The sequence below is a fragment of the Streptomyces sp. SM1 genome (assembly GCF_002910825.1).
In the GTDB taxonomy this organism is placed as follows: Bacteria; Actinomycetota; Actinomycetes; order Streptomycetales; family Streptomycetaceae; genus Streptomyces; species Streptomyces okerensis.
In genome coordinates, this window is the sequence record NZ_NEUB01001004.1 from 1 (window position 1) to 17435 (window position 17435).

At 68.4% G+C, this 17435-nt stretch carries 17 protein-coding genes and 1 pseudogene; 9 read left to right on the plus strand and 9 right to left on the minus strand.

What is annotated here, in order from left to right; genetic code table 11:
• Positions 1–2303 (plus strand): transglycosylase domain-containing protein (locus tag B9S61_RS35805; protein ID WP_374936272.1); only part of this gene is annotated, 2303 nt, incomplete at its 5' end.
• Positions 2304–2402: 99 nt separating this feature from the next.
• Positions 2403–3911 carry a glycosyltransferase family 87 protein gene (locus B9S61_RS35810; RefSeq protein WP_103545898.1) on the plus strand — a complete coding sequence of 503 codons (1509 nt, stop codon included), beginning with the start codon at positions 2403–2405 and terminating at the stop codon, positions 3909–3911.
• A 100-nt stretch (positions 3912–4011) separates the two neighbouring features.
• On the opposite strand, the gene B9S61_RS35815 is transcribed toward B9S61_RS35810, so the two are convergent.
• The 3 genes from B9S61_RS35815 to B9S61_RS35825 form a co-directional block, all read right to left on the minus strand.
• Positions 4012–5043, minus strand: a complete 1032-nt coding sequence (locus B9S61_RS35815) for an alanine racemase (RefSeq protein ID WP_103545899.1) — start codon at positions 5041–5043, stop codon at positions 4012–4014.
• A 102-nt stretch (positions 5044–5145) separates the two neighbouring features.
• Positions 5146–6267 carry a peptidoglycan bridge formation glycyltransferase FemX gene (gene femX, locus B9S61_RS35820; RefSeq protein ID WP_103545900.1) on the minus strand — a complete coding sequence of 374 codons (1122 nt, stop codon included), beginning with the start codon at positions 6265–6267 and terminating at the stop codon, positions 5146–5148.
• Positions 6268–6433: 166 nt separating this feature from the next.
• On the minus strand, positions 6434–6748 hold the full coding sequence (locus B9S61_RS35825; RefSeq protein ID WP_103545901.1) for a hypothetical protein: 315 nt from the start codon (positions 6746–6748) through the stop codon (positions 6434–6436).
• Between the two features lie 317 nt (positions 6749–7065).
• Between B9S61_RS35825 and rpsF the strand changes: the two genes are divergently transcribed.
• The 4 genes from rpsF to rplI all read left to right on the plus strand — a co-directional run bounded on the left by rpsF (position 7066) and on the right by rplI (position 8786).
• Positions 7066–7356: a 30S ribosomal protein S6 gene (gene rpsF, locus B9S61_RS35830; RefSeq protein WP_077798159.1), complete on the plus strand. Its 291-nt coding sequence runs from the start codon at positions 7066–7068 to the stop codon at positions 7354–7356.
• A gap of 77 nt (positions 7357–7433) precedes the next feature.
• Positions 7434–8042 carry a single-stranded DNA-binding protein gene (locus B9S61_RS35835; protein WP_103545902.1) on the plus strand — a complete coding sequence of 203 codons (609 nt, stop codon included), beginning with the start codon at positions 7434–7436 and terminating at the stop codon, positions 8040–8042.
• Between the two features lie 42 nt (positions 8043–8084).
• The gene (rpsR, locus tag B9S61_RS35840) at positions 8085–8321 is read left to right on the plus strand and encodes a 30S ribosomal protein S18 (protein ID WP_003949403.1); all 237 of its coding nucleotides are present in this window, start codon (positions 8085–8087) and stop codon (positions 8319–8321) included.
• 18 nt (positions 8322–8339) lie between these two features.
• Positions 8340–8786, plus strand: a complete 447-nt coding sequence (gene rplI, locus B9S61_RS35845; RefSeq protein ID WP_103545903.1) for a 50S ribosomal protein L9 — start codon at positions 8340–8342, stop codon at positions 8784–8786.
• A 92-nt stretch (positions 8787–8878) separates the two neighbouring features.
• On the opposite strand, the gene B9S61_RS35850 is transcribed toward rplI, so the two are convergent.
• Positions 8879–10216, minus strand: a complete 1338-nt coding sequence (locus B9S61_RS35850; RefSeq protein ID WP_103545919.1) for an MATE family efflux transporter — start codon at positions 10214–10216, stop codon at positions 8879–8881.
• A 459-nt stretch (positions 10217–10675) separates the two neighbouring features.
• On the opposite strand from B9S61_RS35850, the gene dnaB reads away from it, so the two are divergent.
• Positions 10676–12154: a replicative DNA helicase gene (gene dnaB, locus B9S61_RS35855; RefSeq protein WP_103545904.1), complete on the plus strand. Its 1479-nt coding sequence runs from the start codon at positions 10676–10678 to the stop codon at positions 12152–12154.
• A gap of 109 nt (positions 12155–12263) precedes the next feature.
• Here dnaB and B9S61_RS35860 read toward each other — a convergent pair whose 3' ends face one another.
• Positions 12264–13157, minus strand: a complete 894-nt coding sequence (locus B9S61_RS35860) for an NADP-dependent oxidoreductase (RefSeq protein WP_181007691.1) — start codon at positions 13155–13157, stop codon at positions 12264–12266.
• Between the two features lie 69 nt (positions 13158–13226).
• Here B9S61_RS35860 and B9S61_RS35865 point away from each other — a divergent pair, with 69 nt between their 5' ends.
• Positions 13227–13838: a TetR/AcrR family transcriptional regulator gene (locus B9S61_RS35865; protein WP_103545906.1), complete on the plus strand. Its 612-nt coding sequence runs from the start codon at positions 13227–13229 to the stop codon at positions 13836–13838.
• A gap of 4 nt (positions 13839–13842) precedes the next feature.
• On the plus strand, positions 13843–15228 hold the full coding sequence (locus tag B9S61_RS35870; RefSeq protein WP_181007692.1) for a serine hydrolase: 1386 nt from the start codon (positions 13843–13845) through the stop codon (positions 15226–15228).
• Between the two features lie 67 nt (positions 15229–15295).
• Here B9S61_RS35870 and B9S61_RS35875 read toward each other — a convergent pair whose 3' ends face one another.
• From B9S61_RS35875 to B9S61_RS35890, 4 genes and pseudogenes are all read right to left on the minus strand, one after another.
• Positions 15296–15748: a GNAT family N-acetyltransferase gene (locus B9S61_RS35875; protein WP_103545907.1), complete on the minus strand. Its 453-nt coding sequence runs from the start codon at positions 15746–15748 to the stop codon at positions 15296–15298.
• A gap of 9 nt (positions 15749–15757) precedes the next feature.
• Positions 15758–15925 (minus strand): annotated as a pseudogene (locus tag B9S61_RS42990) (MarR family transcriptional regulator); the annotation flags it as partial.
• A gap of 28 nt (positions 15926–15953) precedes the next feature.
• A complete protein-coding gene (locus tag B9S61_RS35885; protein WP_103545908.1) occupies positions 15954–16820 on the minus strand; it encodes a GNAT family N-acetyltransferase in 867 nt (288 codons plus the stop codon).
• Between the two features lie 87 nt (positions 16821–16907).
• The gene (locus B9S61_RS35890) at positions 16908–17390 is read right to left on the minus strand and encodes an NUDIX domain-containing protein (RefSeq protein WP_103545909.1); all 483 of its coding nucleotides are present in this window, start codon (positions 17388–17390) and stop codon (positions 16908–16910) included.
• Between the last annotated feature and the right edge of the window lie 45 nt (positions 17391–17435).

Genomic DNA, 17435 nt, shown 5'->3' on the forward strand with positions numbered 1-17435 from the left:
GCTGGCGCCGCTGGACTCCGTCGTGGAGGCTCGTGACCGGGCTGTGCATCGCGTTCTTCGGAAGCCTGGTCGCCGTGGCGGGCATCGGGTACGCGATGGTGAGCGTGCCGGACGAGGGGCACGCTGCGGCGACGTCCGAGAACAACGTCTATTACTGGGCCGACAGCAAGCAGATGGTCGCCACGGGCAGCGGCCAGAACCGGCAGAACGTCACGATCGACCGCATCCCCGACGCCATGAAGTGGGCGGTCATCTCGGCCGAGAACAAGAGCTTCTACGACGACTCGGGCATCGACCCCATGGGTATCGCCCGGGCGCTCGGCAACATGGCCACGGGTGGTGACACGCAGGGTGGCTCGACGATCACCCAGCAGTTCGTCAAGAACACGTACCTGACCCAGGACCAGACGGTCTCCCGGAAGTTCAAGGAGATGTTCATCTCGATCAAGGTGGGCACGAAGCTCTCCAAGGACGAGATCCTCCAAGGCTACCTGAACACCTCGTACTACGGCCGTGGCGCCTACGGCATCCAGGCCGCCGCCCAGACGTACTACGGCAAGGACGCGGTCAAGCTCACACCGAGCGAGTGCGCTTTCCTCGCCGCCCTGCTCAAGGGCCCGACGTACTACGACCCCGCGGGCAACCAGAGCCTCGACAAGTCGGCCAGTGCCGAGGCCAACCGCGAACGTTCCGAGGAACGCTGGGGCTGGATCCTCGAGCAGATGCACGCCGACGAGCACCTCACGGACGCCGAGTACCAGAAGGCGACCGCGAAGTACCCGATGCCCCAGGGCCGCAAGGCGACCAAGGGCATGACCGGCCAGATCAGCTATCTCGTCGACACGGCCAAGCGGTACGTCCTGAAGAACTCCGACATCACGGAGGCGCAGTTCGACCAGGGCGGCTACCAGATCCACACGACCTTCGAGAAGGACAAGGTCGACGCGCTCGCCAAGGCCGTCAAGAAGGTCGAGAAGGAGAACATCGATCCGAAGCGCGAGCTGGACAAGCACGTCCAGTTCGGTGCGGCGACCGTGAAACCCAACGACGGTGCGATCGTCGCGCTCTACGGCGGTGCCGGCTTCGAGAACGGCCACTTCAACAACAACGCGGACACCTCGGGCATCCCCGTCGGTTCGACGTGGAAGCCGTTCGTGATGGCAGCCGCGATGCAGCACGGCACCTACCAGACCGAGGGTGAGGGTGTCTCGCCGCTGAGCAAGTACAACGGCGACGACCACCTGAAGGTCAGGAACAACGACGGCTCCTTCGTCCTCAAGAAGGACAACACGCCCTTCTTCCAGGAGAACGAGAGCGACTACCCGTGGGGCTACATCACCTTGCGCAAGGCGATGGAGCAGTCGGTCAACACCCCGTTCGTGCAGCTCGGCATGGACGTGGGGATGAAGAACGTGGCGGACGTCGCCGAGAGGTCCGGCATCCTCAAGGACAGCTTCGCCGGGCTGAACGCGTCGTTCGCGCTCGGTACCTCGACTCCCAGCGCGATCCGCATGGCCGACTCCTACGCGACCTTCGCGGCGTCCGGTAGGCAGGCCGACCCGTACTCGGTGACATCCGTCAAGGTCAAGGGGACGGAGCTGCCCGGCTTCGAGAAGCCGCGGATCAAGCAGGCCATGCCCGAGAACGTGGCGAACAACATCACCGACCTGCTCGAGAACGTGATCGAGAACGGCACCGCCAAGCACGCGCTGGAACTGGGACGTACGGCCGCCGGCAAGACGGGTACGACCGACGAGAACAAGTCCGCCTGGTTCGTCGGCTACACCAAGCAGCTGTCGACCGCGGTCACGATGTTCCGTGAGGACCCCAAGAGTCACAAGCTGCTCTCCATGAACGGCACGGCGGGCAAGGACTCGATCCACGGTGGTGACATCCCCACGGAGGTGTGGACCGAGTTCATGAAGGCCGCGCTGAAGGGCGAGCCGGACGCCGAGTTCCCCAAGGCCGAGAAGATCGGCGAGATCGCGGACGGGATCGGCGCGCCCGCCCCGACCCCGAGCGCCACGCAGACCGAGGAGGCGACTCCCTCGGCACCTCCGTCGCCCACGAAGCCCGAGACCCCCACCACCCCGCCGGCGCCCACGCAGACGGAATCCTGCGGTCCCTTCGACTTCCGCTGTGAGGACGACGAGGACGATTCGGGCGGCACCGGTCCGGGCGGCATGGACAGCGGTGGCACGGACGGAGGCGGGAGCTCTTCACCCGATCCCACGAGCTCCGACGACACCGGGAGCAGCAGAGGAAATGGCAACGGTGGTTTCCTCGGCGGTTCGGACGGTTAGCAGGCCTGTCGCCCGAGATGGGTGTTTCACGTGAAACACGGGCTGCCGTACCCGCCGGGTACGGCAGCCCTCGGCGTATCCCCGTCCAGGTACGGCAGGATGTGCGGCATGCCCAGTGGAGAATCGACGCAAGCGAGCGTCCACGAGCCGGAGCCGGTGCGGCCGACCGAGGAGGACCGGGTCGCCGCGGCCGGCAGCGAGCTGATCGGCGGTCCGCTCGGGCGACGCGCCCTGACCGGAAGGTCCTGGTGGTCCCCGGTGCGGGTGATCGCGCTCGTGGCGATCGGCATGTTCGCGCTCGGCCTGGTGCAGAAGGCGCCGTGCTACAACGGCGCCTGGTTCTTCGGCGCCAGCTCCCAGTACACACACGCCTGCTACTCGGACATCCCGCACCTCTATCAGGGGCGCGGCTTCGCCGACGGGCTGGTGCCGTACTTCGACAAGCTCCCCGGGGACATGCAGTACCTCGAGTACCCGGTGCTCACCGGCGTCTTCATGGAGGTCGCAGCGTGGCTCACGCCCGGCAGCGGCAGCATCCAGGACCAGGAGCAGTGGTACTGGATGGTCAACGCCGGGATGCTCATGGCGTGCGCGGCCGTCATCGCCGTCTGCGTGGCACGTACACACGCCCGGCGCCCCTGGGACGGTCTGCTGGTCGCGCTCGCGCCCGCCTTCGCGCTGACCGCGACCATCAACTGGGACCTGCTGGCGGTCGCTCTCACGGCCGCCGCGATGCTGATGTGGTCGCGAGGGCGTTCCCTCGCCTTCGGCGTCCTCCTGGGCCTTGCCACGGCCGCCAAGTTCTATCCCGCGCTGCTGCTCGGGCCGCTGCTGGTGTTGTGCTGGCGCGCGGGCCGGTGGCGGCAGTACGGTACGGCCCTCGCCGGAGCGGCCGTCGCCTGGCTGGTCGTGAACGGACCCGTCATGCTGTTCGCCTTCGACGGCTGGTCGAAGTTCTACACGTTCAGCCAGGAACGGGGCGTCGACTTCGGATCCTTCTGGCTGATCCTGGCGCAGAACTCGGACGACCCGCTGAGCACCGACACGGTCAACACACTCGCCACGCTGCTGATGCTGCTGTGCTGCGGGTGCGTCGCGGCACTCGCCGTCACGGCTCCCCGCCGGCCGCGCTTCGCCCAGCTCGCCTTCCTGATCGTCGCGGCGTTCGTCCTCACCAACAAGGTCTACTCACCGCAGTACGTCCTGTGGCTGGTGCCGCTGGCGGCCCTTGCCCGGCCGAAGTGGCGGGACTTCCTCATCTGGCAGACCTGTGAGGTGGCGTACTTCGTCGGCATCTGGATGTACCTCGCGTACACGACCAGCGGTGACGCCCACAAGGGCCTGCCCGTCGACGGCTACCACTGGGTCATCGGCATGCATCTGCTGGGGACGCTCTACCTGTGTGTCATGGTCGTGCGCGACATCCTGATGCCGGAGCGGGATCCGGTGCGCCGGTCCGGTGACGACGACCCTTCGGGCGGTGTGCTCGACGGGGCCGAGGACGCCTTCGTGCTCGGCCCCGCGAGCCGTCCGGCGCGGCACGTGGCCCAGTTCGAAGGACCCAGGGTCGAGTGGGGTGGGACGGGACCCGCGGGCGGTTCGCTCTGAGCGAACGCTCGCCGCATGGCGCCCTTCCGGGGCACGCGCGGGGCGGACGCAGCACGCAGAAAGGCCGGGCACGGGAGATCCGTGCCCGGCCTTCGCGCTGTCAGCGGTCGACGAGCCGGTCGAACTGGGTCGTGGTGTGCCGGAGATGGGCCACCAGCTCCTCGCCGACCTGCGGCTCCGGCGCGTCCGAGGGTACGAAGAGAATCGACACCTGCATGTGCGGCGGCTCGGCGAACCAGCGCTGCTTGCCGCCCCAGACGAACGGCGCGAGGTTCCGGTTGACCGTGGCCAGGCCGGCCCGGGCGACGCCCTTGGCGCGCGGCATGACCCCGTGCAGGGCCTTGGGGGCCTCCAGGCCCACTCCGTGCGACGTGCCGCCCGCCACGACCACCAGGTAGCCGTCCGAGGCCGCCTTCTGCTGCCGGTAGCCGAACCGGTCCCCCTTGGCGACGCGAGTGACGTCCAGGACCGCGCCCCGGTACTCGGTCGCCTCGTGGTCGCCCAGCCACAGCCGGGTGCCGATCCGGGCGCGGAAGCGGGTCTGCGGGAACTGCTGCTGCAGTCGCAGGAGTTCGTCGGCCTTGAGATGGCTCACGAACATCGTGTGCAGGGGGAGACGAGCCGCCCGGAGGCGGTCCATCCAGCCGATGACCTCCTCGACGGCGTCCGAGCCGTCCGTGCGGTCCAGCGGCAGATGGATGGCGAAGCCCTCCAGCCGCACGTTCTCTATCGCGGAGTGGAGCTGGGCCAGGTCCTGCTCGCTGACGCCGTGCCGCTTCATCGAGGACATCACCTCGATGACCACACGGGCACCGACCAGGCCGTACACGCCGTCGACCGACGACACGGAGCGGATGACCCGGTCGGGCAGCGGTACCGGTTCCTCACCCCGCCGGTACGGCGTCAGTACCAGCAGATCACCACCGAACCAGTCCTTGATCCGGGCGGCCTCGTACGTCGTGCCGACGGCGAGGACGTCCGAGCCCAGCCGGGTGGCTTCCTCGGCGAGGCGCTCGTGGCCGAAGCCGTAGCCGTTGCCCTTGCAGACCGGGACCAGTCCCGGGAACTGCTCCTGCACGTGCTTGTGATGCGCCCGCCAGCGCGCGGTGTCGACGTAGAGCGTGAGCGCCATGGCCGGACCTGGAACCTTTCTCGTGGCTGCGGTGTATCAAAGGTATGGGAGCCAACGAAGCCGTCGGGGCCGCGAAGACGAAGACCGTGACGAAGAAACGGGTCAGCGGCGCGACATGTAGATGTCGAGCGCCTTGTGGAGCAGCTTGTTCAGCGGGAAGTCCCATTCGCCGAGGTACTCGGCGGCCTGGCCGCCCGTGCCCACCTTGAACTGGATCAGGCCGAAGAGGTGGTCGGTCTCGTCCAGCGAGTCGGAGATGCCACGCAGGTCGTAGACGGTGGCGCCGAGCGCGTAGGCGTCTCGCAGCATCCGCCACTGCATCGCGTTCGAGGGCCTGACCTCACGGCCGATGTTGTCGGAGGCACCGTAGGAGTACCAGACGTGCCCGCCGACGATCAGCATCGTCGCGGCGGAGAGGTTCACGCCGTTGTGCCGGGCGAAGTACAGCCGCATGCGGTTGGGGTCCTCGGTGTTGAGGGCCGTCCACATGCGCTGGAAGTACGACAGCGGGCGGGGCCGGAAGTGGTCGCGCACGGCCGTGATCTCGTACAGCCGCTGCCACTCGGGCAGATCGTTGTAGCCGCCCTGGACGACCTCGACGTCGGCCTTCTCCGCCTTCTTGATGTTGCGGCGCCACAGCTGGTTGAAGTTCTTGTGGACCTCTTCCAGGGAGCGGTTGGCCAGCGGCACCTGGTAGACGTAGCGGGGCTGGACGTCACCGAAGCCGGCGCCGCCGTCCTCGCCCTGCTGCCAGCCCATGCGGCGCAGCTTGTCGGCGACCTCGAAGGCGCGGGGCTCGATGAAGTCGGCCTCGATATCGCGCAGCCGCTTCACGTCCTGGTCCTGGATGCCCCTCTTGATGGTCGTGGCCTCCCAACGCCGGATGATCACCGGCGGGCCCATCTTCACGGAGAAGGCACCCTGCTGCTTCAGGTGCGCGAGCATGGGCTCGATCCACTCCTGAAGATTCGGCGAGAACCAGTTGATGACCGGGCCCTCGGGGAGATAGGCGAGGTACCGCTTGATCTTGGGCAGCTGCCGGTAGAGGACAAGTCCGGCCCCGACCAGCTCACCGGTCCGGTCGTCGAACCAGCCGAGGTTCTCCGAGCGCCATTCCGCTTTGACATCAGCCCAGGCCGGGACCTGCATGTGACTCGCCGACGGCAGGCTCTGGATGTAGGCCAGATGCTGCTCACGGCTGATGGTCCTCAGGGTCAGGCTCATTCGGGGCGCTCCTCGGGCTGGTGTGTCCCCATGGGTTCAGGGGCTCCGGCTCTCGCGCGAAGCCTACTGCGCCCGGGGGGCGCCCCGGTTGGGCGCACGGGCCTTCGCCCCGGCCGGTCGCCGGCCGGGGCGTTCGACGATGTTCAGGAGGGGGTGGTGCCCGGTGTCAGTCGACGAGTCCGCCGAAGAGGCCGCCGTGTGCCATGCCCAGGAAGAACCCGACCGCCGAGGCACCGAGACCCAGGATGAGGCCGAAGCGCTCGCGCGTGGTCACCGAGATCCACTGGCCGTACGCGCCGGTGAGGATTCCCAGCAGCCCGGTCCAGGAGCTGAGCAGGTGCAGATGGTGGAACATCGCCGTGATGAAGGACGTCAGGCCCAGCACCAGGGTCACCGCGAGCAGGGTGTCCTGGAGCGGGTGGGGTTTGCCGTCCGTGGCGAAAAGGCCTCCGGCGGTGTTGGGTCGCAATGCCTGTGCCATGGGCACCTCCTGCGAAAGGCGGCGGATCGTAGCGCCGTACACACCCGATGTGTACAGATTGACGCTCCTCACGGCCGGATTTCAACCGGAAGCCGCTGTGCGGGTACTCTGTAGCGTCTGCACCGGTGTCTGTCCGGACAGACACCGGACAGGAGCAGGGCAGGACCACGGTCCGTCCCCGCCGGTCCGGGAAACCGCCGCCCGACCTCGATTGTCAGTGGCGGCTGTTTTACTGACAGGCATCGTTGCGCAACGCATCACGACCCTCCTGCCACGGAACGACCGTGGCCGCTGAGTCCAAAGGAGGTGGGTTCCACATGCGTCACTACGAGGTGATGGTCATCCTCGACCCCGATCTCGAGGAGCGTGCTGTCTCCCCGCTGATCGAGAACTTCCTCTCTGTCGTCCGTGACGGCGGCGGAAAGGTCGAGAAGGTCGACACCTGGGGCCGTCGTCGTCTCTCGTACGAGATCAAGAAGAAGCCCGAGGGCATCTACTCGGTCATCGACCTGCAGGCCGAGCCTGCGGTCGTCAAGGAGCTCGACCGCCAGATGAACCTGAACGAGTCGGTCCTCCGGACCAAGGTCCTCCGTCCCGAGATGCACTGAGCTCTTCCGCTCAGCTGATCTCGGGATCCGAGTAGCAGCACAAGCAGCCAGCAGCAAACCCGCCGAGAGGTTCCCCCATGGCAGGCGAGACCGTCATCACGGTCGTCGGCAATCTTGTCGACGACCCCGAGCTGCGCTTCACCCCGTCCGGTGCGGCCGTCGCGAAGTTCCGTGTCGCGTCGACCCCCCGCACCTTCGACCGTCAGACCAACGAGTGGAAGGACGGCGAGAGCCTGTTCCTGACCTGCTCGGTCTGGCGTCAGGCGGCGGAGAACGTCGCCGAGTCGCTCCAGCGAGGCATGCGCGTCATTGTGCAGGGCCGGCTGAAGCAGCGGTCCTACGAGGACCGTGAGGGCGTCAAGCGCACGGTCTACGAGCTGGACGTCGAGGAAGTCGGCGCCAGCCTGCGCAACGCCACGGCCAAGGTCACCAAGACCACCGGCCGCGGTGGCCAGGGCGGCTACAGCGGTGGCCAGGGTGGCGGTGGCGGTGGCGCCCAGGGTGGCGGCGGCTGGGGCGGCGGCCCCGGTGGCGGCCAGCAGGGCGGCGGTGCTCCCGCGGACGACCCGTGGGCGACCGGTGCTCCCGCCGGTGGCCAGCAGGGTGGTGGCGGCGGCTGGGGCGGTGGCTCCGGCGGCAGTGGCAGCGGCAGCGGCGGCGGCTACTCGGACGAGCCCCCCTTCTAGGTGGGCCGTACCCACACTTCTTGATCACACAGGAGAAACACCATGGCGAAGCCGCCTGTGCGCAAGCCTAAGAAGAAGGTCTGCGCATTCTGCAAGGACAAGGTCACGTACGTGGACTACAAGGACACGAACATGCTGCGGAAGTTCATTTCCGACCGCGGCAAGATCCGTGCCCGCCGCGTGACCGGCAACTGCACGCAGCACCAGCGTGACGTCGCCACGGCCGTCAAGAACAGCCGTGAGATGGCGCTGCTGCCCTACACCTCCACCGCGCGATAAGGGAAGGGTGACCGACAGATGAAGATCATCCTCACCCACGAGGTCTCCGGCCTCGGTGCCGCGGGCGACGTCGTCGACGTCAAGGACGGTTACGCTCGCAACTACCTGGTTCCGCGGAAGCTCGCGATCCGCTGGACCAAGGGTGGCGAGAAGGACGTCGAGCAGATCCGTCGTGCTCGCAAGATCCACGAGATCCAGACCATCGAGCAGGCCAACCAGGTGAAGGCCCAGCTCGAGGGCGTCAAGGTCCGTCTGGCCGTCCGCTCCGGCGACGCCGGTCGTCTCTTCGGCTCCGTCACCCCGGCCGACATCGCTTCCGCGATCAAGGCTGCGGGCGGTCCCGAGGTCGACAAGCGCCGCATCGAGCTGGGCGCGCCGATCAAGACGCTGGGCGCCCATGAGACGTCCGTGCGTCTGCACCCCGAGGTGGCCGCCAAGGTCAACCTCGAGGTCGTCGCCGGCTGAATGCCGCGCTCGCTGACGCAGTGAGCCAGTGAGTACATGGGGGCCACACCCTTCCGGGTGTGGCCCCCATGTCCTTGTTTCACGTGAAACGGTCAGCGTGCGGCGCCCGTGACGATCCAGCGGCCCGAGCGGGTACGGAACCACAGGGTCAGCATGCGCACGCCCATCATGAGCGTCATCGTCGCCCACAGCGCGGTGAGCCCTCCCCCGAGAGAGGGGATCAGCAGGGCGACCGGAGCGAACACGGCGAGGGTCAGCAGCATGGCCCAGGCCAGATACGGCCCGTCACCGGCGCCCATCAGCACCCCGTCCAGAACGAAGACGATGCCGCAGATGGGCTGGCACAACGCCACGATCACCAGTGCGGGCAGAGCCGCCTCCTTGACTGTGGCGTCGCTGGTGAACAGTGGCAGGAACACCGGCCGGGCGAGTATCACCAGTGCACCGAGAACGACACCCGCGGCTATCCCCCACTGGACCATGCGACGGCACACCTCGCGTGCACCCTGGGCGTCGCCGGCCCCCAGATAGCGACCGATGATGGCCTGCCCGGCGATGGCGATGGCGTCCAGGGCGAACGCGAGCAGACTCCAGAGGGAGAGGATGATCTGGTGGGCCGCGATGTCGGAGTCACCCAGGCGGGCGGCGACGGCTGTCGCGATCATCAGGATGGCGCGGAGGGAGAGAGTGCGCACCAGCAGGGGGACACCCGCCTGGGCCGATGCCCTGATTCCGGCGGAGTCCGGGCGGAGCGAGGCCCCGTGTCTGCGTGCTCCCCGGACCACCACGGTCAGGTAGACCGCGGCCATGCCCCACTGCGCGATGACGGTGCCCCAGGCGGAGCCGGCGATGCCCAGGCCGGCGCCGTAGACGAGCGCGACATTGAGAACACCGTTGGTCACGAAGCCCCCGATGGCGACGTACAGAGGTGTCTTGGTGTCCTGGAGACCGCGCAGAACACCGGTCGCGGCGAGTACGACGAGCATCGCCGGTATGCCGAACGTGGAGATCCGCAGGTACGTGATCGCGTAGGGAGCCGCTGTGTCGGAGGCGCCGAAGAGGTCCACGAGGGCGGGCGCCGTGGGCAGGACGACGGCGATGACGGCGGTACCGAGAAGCAGCGCCAGCCAGATGCCGTCCATGCCCTGGCGGATGGCCGAGGCGAGGTCGCCGGCTCCGACGCGGCGGGCGACGGCTGCTGTCGTGGCATAGGCCAGGAAGACGAAGACGCTGACGGCGGCCATCAGCAGGGCCGAGGCGATACCGAGCCCGGCGAGCTGTGCTGTGCCGAGATGGCCGACGATGGCGCTGTCCGCCATGACGAACAGCGGCTCGGCGACAAGCGCACCGAAGGCCGGCACGGCCAGCAGGACGATCTCTCGGTCATGCTGCCGCCGAGCGGCTCCGGCGCGAGCGGGGGCCTGTGTCATGTGCACCAATCTATCTGTCCACAGGTAAGAGACGCAAAGCCTTAGGGACCCTTACTTCGTGGCGCAGGGTGTGTGTTTGCGTACACCGCATGAGCCGATCTTGATCCGAGTGGGGAAGTTTTTCTTCTACACAGCCAGTGGACGGCAAACAGGCAGGTCAAAGGCGTCCATGGAGGGGAGGTCGGGGCTTGTTCACAGGGCTGTCCACCGGCTCGTGCACAGGTTTTGCGGAGTTCTCCACAGCATTGGGCCGGTCGTCCACATGGCCTGTGGATAACCAGATTGGCTGACGGTGCCGACGGGCCTACGGTGGTCCGGCGCCCGCTCCGTCCACCGGTTTCACAAAGGCCGCAAAACCGGCGCGTGACAAACGGAGTTGGGCGTCTTATTTGTCAGTGCCGTGCCGTAGAACAGAGAGGCACGGCGAGGTCCGCTCGGCGGACGGGAGGAGGTAGCTCGGTGAGCATTTCCGAGCCCTTGGACGACCCGTGGGCCGACAGCGGTCCCAGTGATCGTCTGCCCGCTTCCCGCCGTCGCGACGACCGGGGCCGGGGCCGCGACGAGCAGCACGACCGCGGCCGGGACAACGACGGGTGGGACGGCGGCGGAGCCGCGTTCGAAAGAGTGCCGCCACAGGACCTCGACGCCGAGCAGTCCGTCCTGGGCGGCATGCTGCTGTCCAAGGACGCCATCGCCGACGTGGTCGAGATCCTCAAGGGCCACGACTTCTACAAGCCGGCCCACGAGACCGTCTACACCGCCATCCTCGACGTCTACGCCAAGGGTGAGCCGGCCGATCCGATCACGATCGGCGCGGAGCTGACCAAGCGCGGCGAGATCAACAAGGTCGGCGGGGCCTCGTATCTGCACAACCTCGTCCAGACGGTCCCCACGGCGGCGAACGCGGCGTACTACGCGGAGATCGTGCACGAGCGTGCCGTACTGCGCCGCCTGGTCGAGGCAGGCACGCGCATCACCCAGATGGGATACGCGGCCGACGACGACGTGGACGAGATCGTCAACCGCGCGCAGGCGGAGATCTACGCGGTCACCGAACAGCGCACCAGCGAGGACTACCTGCCGCTCGGCGACATCATGGAGGGCGCCCTCGACGAGATCGAGGCGATCGGATCGCGCAGCGGCGAGATGACCGGAGTACCCACCGGGTTCACCGACTTCGACTCGCTCACCAACGGGCTGCACCCCGGGCAGATGATCGTCATCGCCGCGCGTCCCGCGATGGGCAAGTCGACGCTCGCCCTGGACTTCGCCCGGGCCGCGTCCATCAAGAACAACCTGCCCAGCGTCATCTTCTCGCTCGAGATGGGGCGCAACGAGATCGCGATGCGCCTGCTGTCCGCCGAAGCCCGTGTCGCCCTGCACCACATGCGTTCCGGCACGATGACCGACGAGGACTGGACGCGTCTGGCGCGCCGGATGCCGGATGTCTCGGCGGCACCGCTCTACATCGACGACTCCCCGAACCTGTCGATGATGGAGATCCGCGCCAAGTGCCGGCGCCTGAAGCAGCGCAACGATCTGAAGCTGGTCGTCATCGACTACCTCCAGCTGATGCAGTCCGGCGGTTCCAAACGCGCCGAGAGCCGTCAGCAGGAGGTCTCGGACATGTCCCGTAACCTCAAGCTGCTCGCCAAGGAGCTCGAGGTCCCGGTCATCGCGCTCTCCCAGCTCAACCGTGGCCCCGAGCAGCGCACCGACAAGAAGCCGATGGTCTCCGACCTGCGTGAGTCGGGCTCCATCGAGCAGGACGCCGACATGGTCATCCTGCTGCACCGCGAGGACGCCTACGAGAAGGAGTCTCCCCGCGCGGGTGAGGCCGACCTGATCGTGGCCAAGCACCGAAACGGTCCGACGGCGACGATCACGGTGGCCTTCCAGGGCCACTACTCGCGCTTCGTCGACATGGCGCAGACCTGACCGGTCGTCACGCGGGTACCCGGTTCCCGTGCCGGGACGTCACGGGCGGTGCCGGAACCGGGTCGGTTCCGGCACCGGGACCTGAGAAGGCGCGGCCCCACGGCACGGCTCAGATGATCAGGACTCGGCGGCCGGGCGTGTGACCGGCGCGGCTGTCGACGTGGGCCGCCGCGGCCTCGGCCAGCGAGTACGACTTCTCGACCGGGATGTGGAGCCGGCCCCGCGAGATCAGGTCGACGGTCTCGGCGAGTGCCGCCGGCATGCTTCCGGCCGCACCGGAGAACCGGGCACCGAACTCCGGCGCACCGGGATCGGCGATGGAGACGACCTTCTCCGGGCTCCCGGTCAGTTCGACCAGCTCGCGGATGATGCCGGAGCCGGCCAGATCGAGAGCCGTGTCGACGTCTCCGAGCCGTCGAACCCGCTCGACCCAGCCCTCGCCGTACGTCGTGGCGACGGCGCCGAGACTGCGCAGATACTCCTGGTTCGCCGCACCGGCGGTGCCGATCACCGTGATGCCGCGGTCACGGGCGATCTGCAGCACCGCCGATCCGATTCCCCCGGACGCGCCGCTGACCAGGAGCGTCTGTCCGGGCCGCACGCCGACCTCGCGCAGGACGCGCAGCGCGGTCTCCATCACGGAGGGGTAGCCCGCCGCCTCTTCGAACGACAGCCCCGCGGGCATCCGGGCCCAGGCCGAGAGCACGGCGGTCTCGGCGTAGGTGCTGGAGCCCTCGCCGAACACCCGGTCACCGACCTCGACCCCTACGACACCCTCGCCGACCTCGTCCACCACCCCCGCGGCGTCCAGCCCGACCCCGGAGGGCAGCTCGACCGGATGGGCCCCCAGGACCTGGCCCTCACGGATTCTCCAGTCGACGGGATTCACACCCGCCGCCCGTACGGCGATGCGTATGTGGCCGGGACCCGCGTGGGGCTCCTCGGCATCGACAAGCTGCAGGACGTCCGGACCGCCGAACTCGGCGAGGCTCACTTTCTTCATGCCGGCAATCTAACACTAACAGTTAGTGTTTTATAACGGGTATGTTTTCGCACCTGATAGCCTGCGTCCATGACCGTGCAGTCCGGACGCCGTGAGCGCAAGAAGGCAGCGACTCGCCAGAAGATCGCCGACACCGCGCTGCGGCTCTTCCTGGAGCGCGGTTACGACGCGGTGGGCATCCGTGACGTGGCCGCCGAGGCCGACGTCGCCGTCACCACGCTCTTCTCCCACTTCGCCTCGAAAGAGGCCCTGGTGTTCGAGCAGGACGAGGACTTCGAGCAGCGCCTCACCCGGGCGGTCACCGGCCGGGCGCCGCACGAGCCGCTCATCCCCGCGCTGCGCCGGGAGGTCCTGGCCCTGGTGCGGCACTGCACCGCGGACAGCGCTGCCCCGGTCTGGCGCATGATCGACACGTCTCCCGCCCTGCGGAAGTACGAGGAGTCGGTCCGCATGCGTCACGCGGACGCGCTGGCCACGGCCATCGCCGCCGACCCCGGCCCGACCCGGAGCGAAACCGCCGCCCGTGCCATCGCGAGGTTCGTGATCGACGCCTACTCGCTGGCCCGCGAAGCGGCCGACCCGCAGGCCGCCCTGGACGAGATCTTCCCCATGATCGAGGCGGCGTGGCAGGTCACCTCACCCTCTGCGAACGATCCTGGCCCGGCAACCGTGCTGGACTGAGGTCATGACAACGCCTGAAGAAGAACTGCTGCCCGGAACCCGACGCGCCCTGCTGCACCGGATCGCGGTGGCCCAGAGCGAAGGGCGTACACCCTCGCTGGTCGCGGCCGTGGGGCGGGGCGGCAAGACGGTCTGGACCGGGGCACGGCCCGCGGTGGGCGGAGACGCCCCGGACGAGAACGTGCAGTACCGGATCGGTTCGATCACCAAGACCTTCACCGCCGTCCTGGTGCTCCGACTGCGCGACGCGGGTGTGCTGGATCTCTCCGATCAGCTGGACAGACACCTGCCGGGTACGGGTGTGGGTGAGGCGACGATCGCCGAACTGCTCTCCCACAGTGGTGGGCTGGCCGCCGAGACTCCGGGCCCCTGGTGGGAGCGGACTCCCGGCTCCCTGCGGCCCGGCCTCGCCGATGTGCTGGGCGAACGGCCACTGGTGCACCCCAGGGGACGCCGGTTCCACTACTCGAACCCCGGATACGCGTTGCTCGGCGCCCTGGTCGAGAAGCTCCGCGGTGCCCCGTGGGAAGAGGTTCTTCGGCGGGAGGTGCTGGAACCGTTGGGCCTGCACCGCACGAGCGGGCAACCCCGGACGCCGCATGCGGGTGGCTGGGCGGTGCACCCGTGGGCGGACGTGATGCTGCGCGAGCCGCTCGAGGATCTCGGGACGATGGCACCCGCTGGTCAGCTGTGGTCCACCGCCGGTGACTTGTCGCGCTTCGCAGCCTTCCTGACCCGGGGGGACGAGCGAGTGCTGAGTGCTGAGTCCCTTCGGGAGATGAGGGTCCCGGCCACACCGGTCGCGGCGGCGGACGTGGCCGACGGCTATGCGTACTGCCTGGGTCTTGAGCTTCGTCACCAGCACGGACGTGCACTCGTCGGGCACACGGGATCGCTTCCGGGCTTCCTCGCCTGTCTCACCGTCAGCGTGGCTGACGACGTGAGCGCGGTCGTCCTCGCCAATTGCACCTCAGGACCTGCGCCGTTCACGGTCGCCGCCGATCTCGTCCGGATCGTCGCTCAGGCTGAACCGCGTATCCCGGCTCCCTGGCAGCCGTCGCGGGAGGCCGATCCGTCGGTGCTGGAGCTGGTGGGCCAGTGGTACTGGGGGACGTACGCCTTCGCGCTGCGACTCTCGGGCGACGGGGTCGTCTCGTTGGAGCGTTTGTCCGGCAACGGCCGGCGCTCACGTTTCCGCTCGAACGGAGACGGGACGTGGACAGGGCTGGAGGGTTACTACGCCGGGGAAGTCCTGAAGCCCGTACGGCGGCCGGACGGAACAGTGCGTCACCTCGACCTGGGCTCGTTCGTGTTCACGCGTCGGCCGTACGAGGAGGGGGCCTCCGTGCCCGGCGGAGTGGACCCCGAGGGGTGGCGGGGTATCGGTTAGTCCTCGTCCGCCGGGGGAGTCCGGGCGAGGCCATGTTTCACGTGAAACCGGTACCCGGGGCACGACGTCACAGCGGCAGCTTGAAGCCCAGGTGGGAGGCGGTGAAGCCGAGCCGTTCATAGAAGCGGTGGGCGTCGGTGCGGGTGTTGTCGGAGGTCAGCTGCACCAGCCGGCACCCCTCCCGGCGGGACGTGTCGATGGCCCACTCGATCAGCCGGGTACCCAGGCCGCTGCCGCGTTCGTCGGCGTGGATGCGGACCCCTTCGATGATCGACCTGGTGGAGCCGCGGCGGGACAGCCCCGGAACGATCGTGAGCTGCAGAGTGCCGACGACGCGTCCCTCGCGGACCGCCACGACCAGGTGCTGGTTCGGATCGGCTTTGATCCGCTCCAGAGCGGTCAGGTACGGGCCGACATCGTCCGGTGACTCACGCGTCGCGCCCAGGGGGTCGTCGGCGAGCATGCCGACGACCGCGGGGAGGTCGTCGGCGGCTGCGGCTCGTATCTCAAGATTCTCCATGGCGGCACCCTATGCGGGGACCGGCGCCTTCAGCGTTTCCACGGCGCGGACCAGCGGAGCCGGCCCCGGGTTCCTCGCGGCCTGGTCGAGGGCCTCGCGCAGGGCGGTGCCATTGGTCGGCCGTGCCTCGTCCAGGAGCTTGAGACCGGCCTCGGTGACGTTGGTGCAGATGCCGCGGCCGGAGTCCTCCCCGGCTTCCGCGGTGTCAGCCTGCCGCGACCGTCACCGGGGCGAACCGCCGGCTCCAGTCGCCGGGCAGTTCCGTGACCCCGTACGTCATGACGTCGTTGAACGCGACGGATGACAGCCCGTGGTCCTTCGCCCAGCCCAGCAGCTCCTCGTGCCGCACATCGATGTCGGTGCGCAGAGGCCGGTCGGTGCGCTCGGCGAGGCCGGCGAGAAGCGCCTTGGCCGTCGCGGTGTCACGGGCGATCAGCGGGCCCACGACGTGGGTCTCCATGTTGGGCCAGGCGGCCGCGTAACCGATGAGCCGTCCGTCCTCCTCGGCGACGCGCAACTGATCGGCGAAGGCGGGCAGCCGGGTGACGACGTGGGTCCGGTCCGCCCCGAACACGTCCTCGTCGAGCCGGAGGATCGCGGGAAGGTCCTCTGCGGTCGCGGCACGGGTGGCGACCGCCTGCCGAGCGCCCGGAGGCAGGAAGCGGCCCCGCAGCATCTCGGCCCGGCCGGTGACCTTGAAGCCGAGCTCCTCGTAGAGCGGTCTGCCGGACGGGGTGGCGTGCAGGGTGAGAGGTGTGGTCCCCATCGCCGCGACGACATGACGCATCAACCGGCGTCCCACGCCCCGGCGCGCATGCCGTTCCGCGACCAGGACCATGCCGATGGCCCCGAGAACGGGCTGCCGTTGCGGTCCGTACTCGGTGACGACGCAGGCGGTCACCAGACCACCGTCGGGGTCGTCGATGCCGTACCCCTTCCCGGCCGCGAGGAGGAGACCCCACTTGTGCTCCTCTCGTGGCCACCCCCGGTCCTCGGACAGATCGGCGCAGGCGGTGAGATCGCGGAGCGTCAGGCGGCGGATGGGCGATGAGTCATGGGAAGGTGTCGGCACGCAGGTCAGGCTGTCCGACCGAGGCCTTCGGCGTCCACCTCTTTGAGCAGACCCGCGCGGCCTTTCAGCCATGCGGGAGCCCCGGGGTCAGCCCAGGTCCGGGGCGTGCATGGCGCGCACGCCCTCGATGTTGCCGTCCAGGTAGTGCCGCAGCGACAGCGGCACGAGGTGGACGGAGGCGATGCCGACACGGGTGAACGGCACACGGACGATCTCGTACTCACCGACGGGTTCGTCGATCTCCGGACCGTGCCGCAGGGACGGGTCCATGGATTCCAGACGGCATACGAAGAAATGCTGGACCTTGACGCCGGTGGCGCCGCCGTCCTCGCCGATGTGCTCCACGGTGTCGACGAAGCAGGGCACCACATCGGAGATCTTCGCGCCGAGCTCCTCGTACACCTCCCGGTGCAGGGCGTCCACGACGGTCGAGTCCTCCGCTTCCACACCGCCGCCCGGGGTGAGCCAGTACGGATCCATGCCAGGTTTGGTGCGCTTGATGAGAATCAGGCTCTCGCCGTCCAGCAGAACGGCTCGGGCGGTGCGCTTGACCACGGGTCGGACGGTCATGGGGAAAATGTGGCCCGGCTGGTTCCACGTGAAACATCGTGCGAT

Excerpts from the sequence above, each read along its gene's own strand:
- femX (WP_103545900.1), bottom strand. The coding sequence starts at position 6,267 with ATGAGCCTGACCCTGAGGACCATCAGCCGTGAGCAGCATCTGGCCTAC.
- rpsR (WP_003949403.1), top strand. The coding sequence starts at position 8,085 with ATGGCGAAGCCGCCTGTGCGCAAGCCTAAGAAGAAGGTCTGCGCATTC.
- rpsF (WP_077798159.1), top strand. The coding sequence starts at position 7,066 with ATGCGTCACTACGAGGTGATGGTCATCCTCGACCCCGATCTCGAGGAG.
- rplI (WP_103545903.1), top strand. The coding sequence starts at position 8,340 with ATGAAGATCATCCTCACCCACGAGGTCTCCGGCCTCGGTGCCGCGGGC.
- B9S61_RS35835 (WP_103545902.1), top strand. The coding sequence starts at position 7,434 with ATGGCAGGCGAGACCGTCATCACGGTCGTCGGCAATCTTGTCGACGAC.
- B9S61_RS35825 (WP_103545901.1), bottom strand. The coding sequence starts at position 6,748 with ATGGCACAGGCATTGCGACCCAACACCGCCGGAGGCCTTTTCGCCACG.
- B9S61_RS35850 (WP_103545919.1), bottom strand. The coding sequence starts at position 10,216 with ATGACACAGGCCCCCGCTCGCGCCGGAGCCGCTCGGCGGCAGCATGAC.
- B9S61_RS35870 (WP_181007692.1), top strand. The coding sequence starts at position 13,843 with ATGACAACGCCTGAAGAAGAACTGCTGCCCGGAACCCGACGCGCCCTG.
- B9S61_RS35875 (WP_103545907.1), bottom strand. The coding sequence starts at position 15,748 with ATGGAGAATCTTGAGATACGAGCCGCAGCCGCCGACGACCTCCCCGCG.
- B9S61_RS35815 (WP_103545899.1), bottom strand. The coding sequence starts at position 5,043 with ATGGCGCTCACGCTCTACGTCGACACCGCGCGCTGGCGGGCGCATCAC.
- B9S61_RS35865 (WP_103545906.1), top strand. The coding sequence starts at position 13,227 with ATGACCGTGCAGTCCGGACGCCGTGAGCGCAAGAAGGCAGCGACTCGC.
- B9S61_RS35810 (WP_103545898.1), top strand. The coding sequence starts at position 2,403 with ATGTGCGGCATGCCCAGTGGAGAATCGACGCAAGCGAGCGTCCACGAG.
- B9S61_RS35860 (WP_181007691.1), bottom strand. The coding sequence starts at position 13,157 with ATGAAGAAAGTGAGCCTCGCCGAGTTCGGCGGTCCGGACGTCCTGCAG.
- B9S61_RS35890 (WP_103545909.1), bottom strand. The coding sequence starts at position 17,390 with ATGACCGTCCGACCCGTGGTCAAGCGCACCGCCCGAGCCGTTCTGCTG.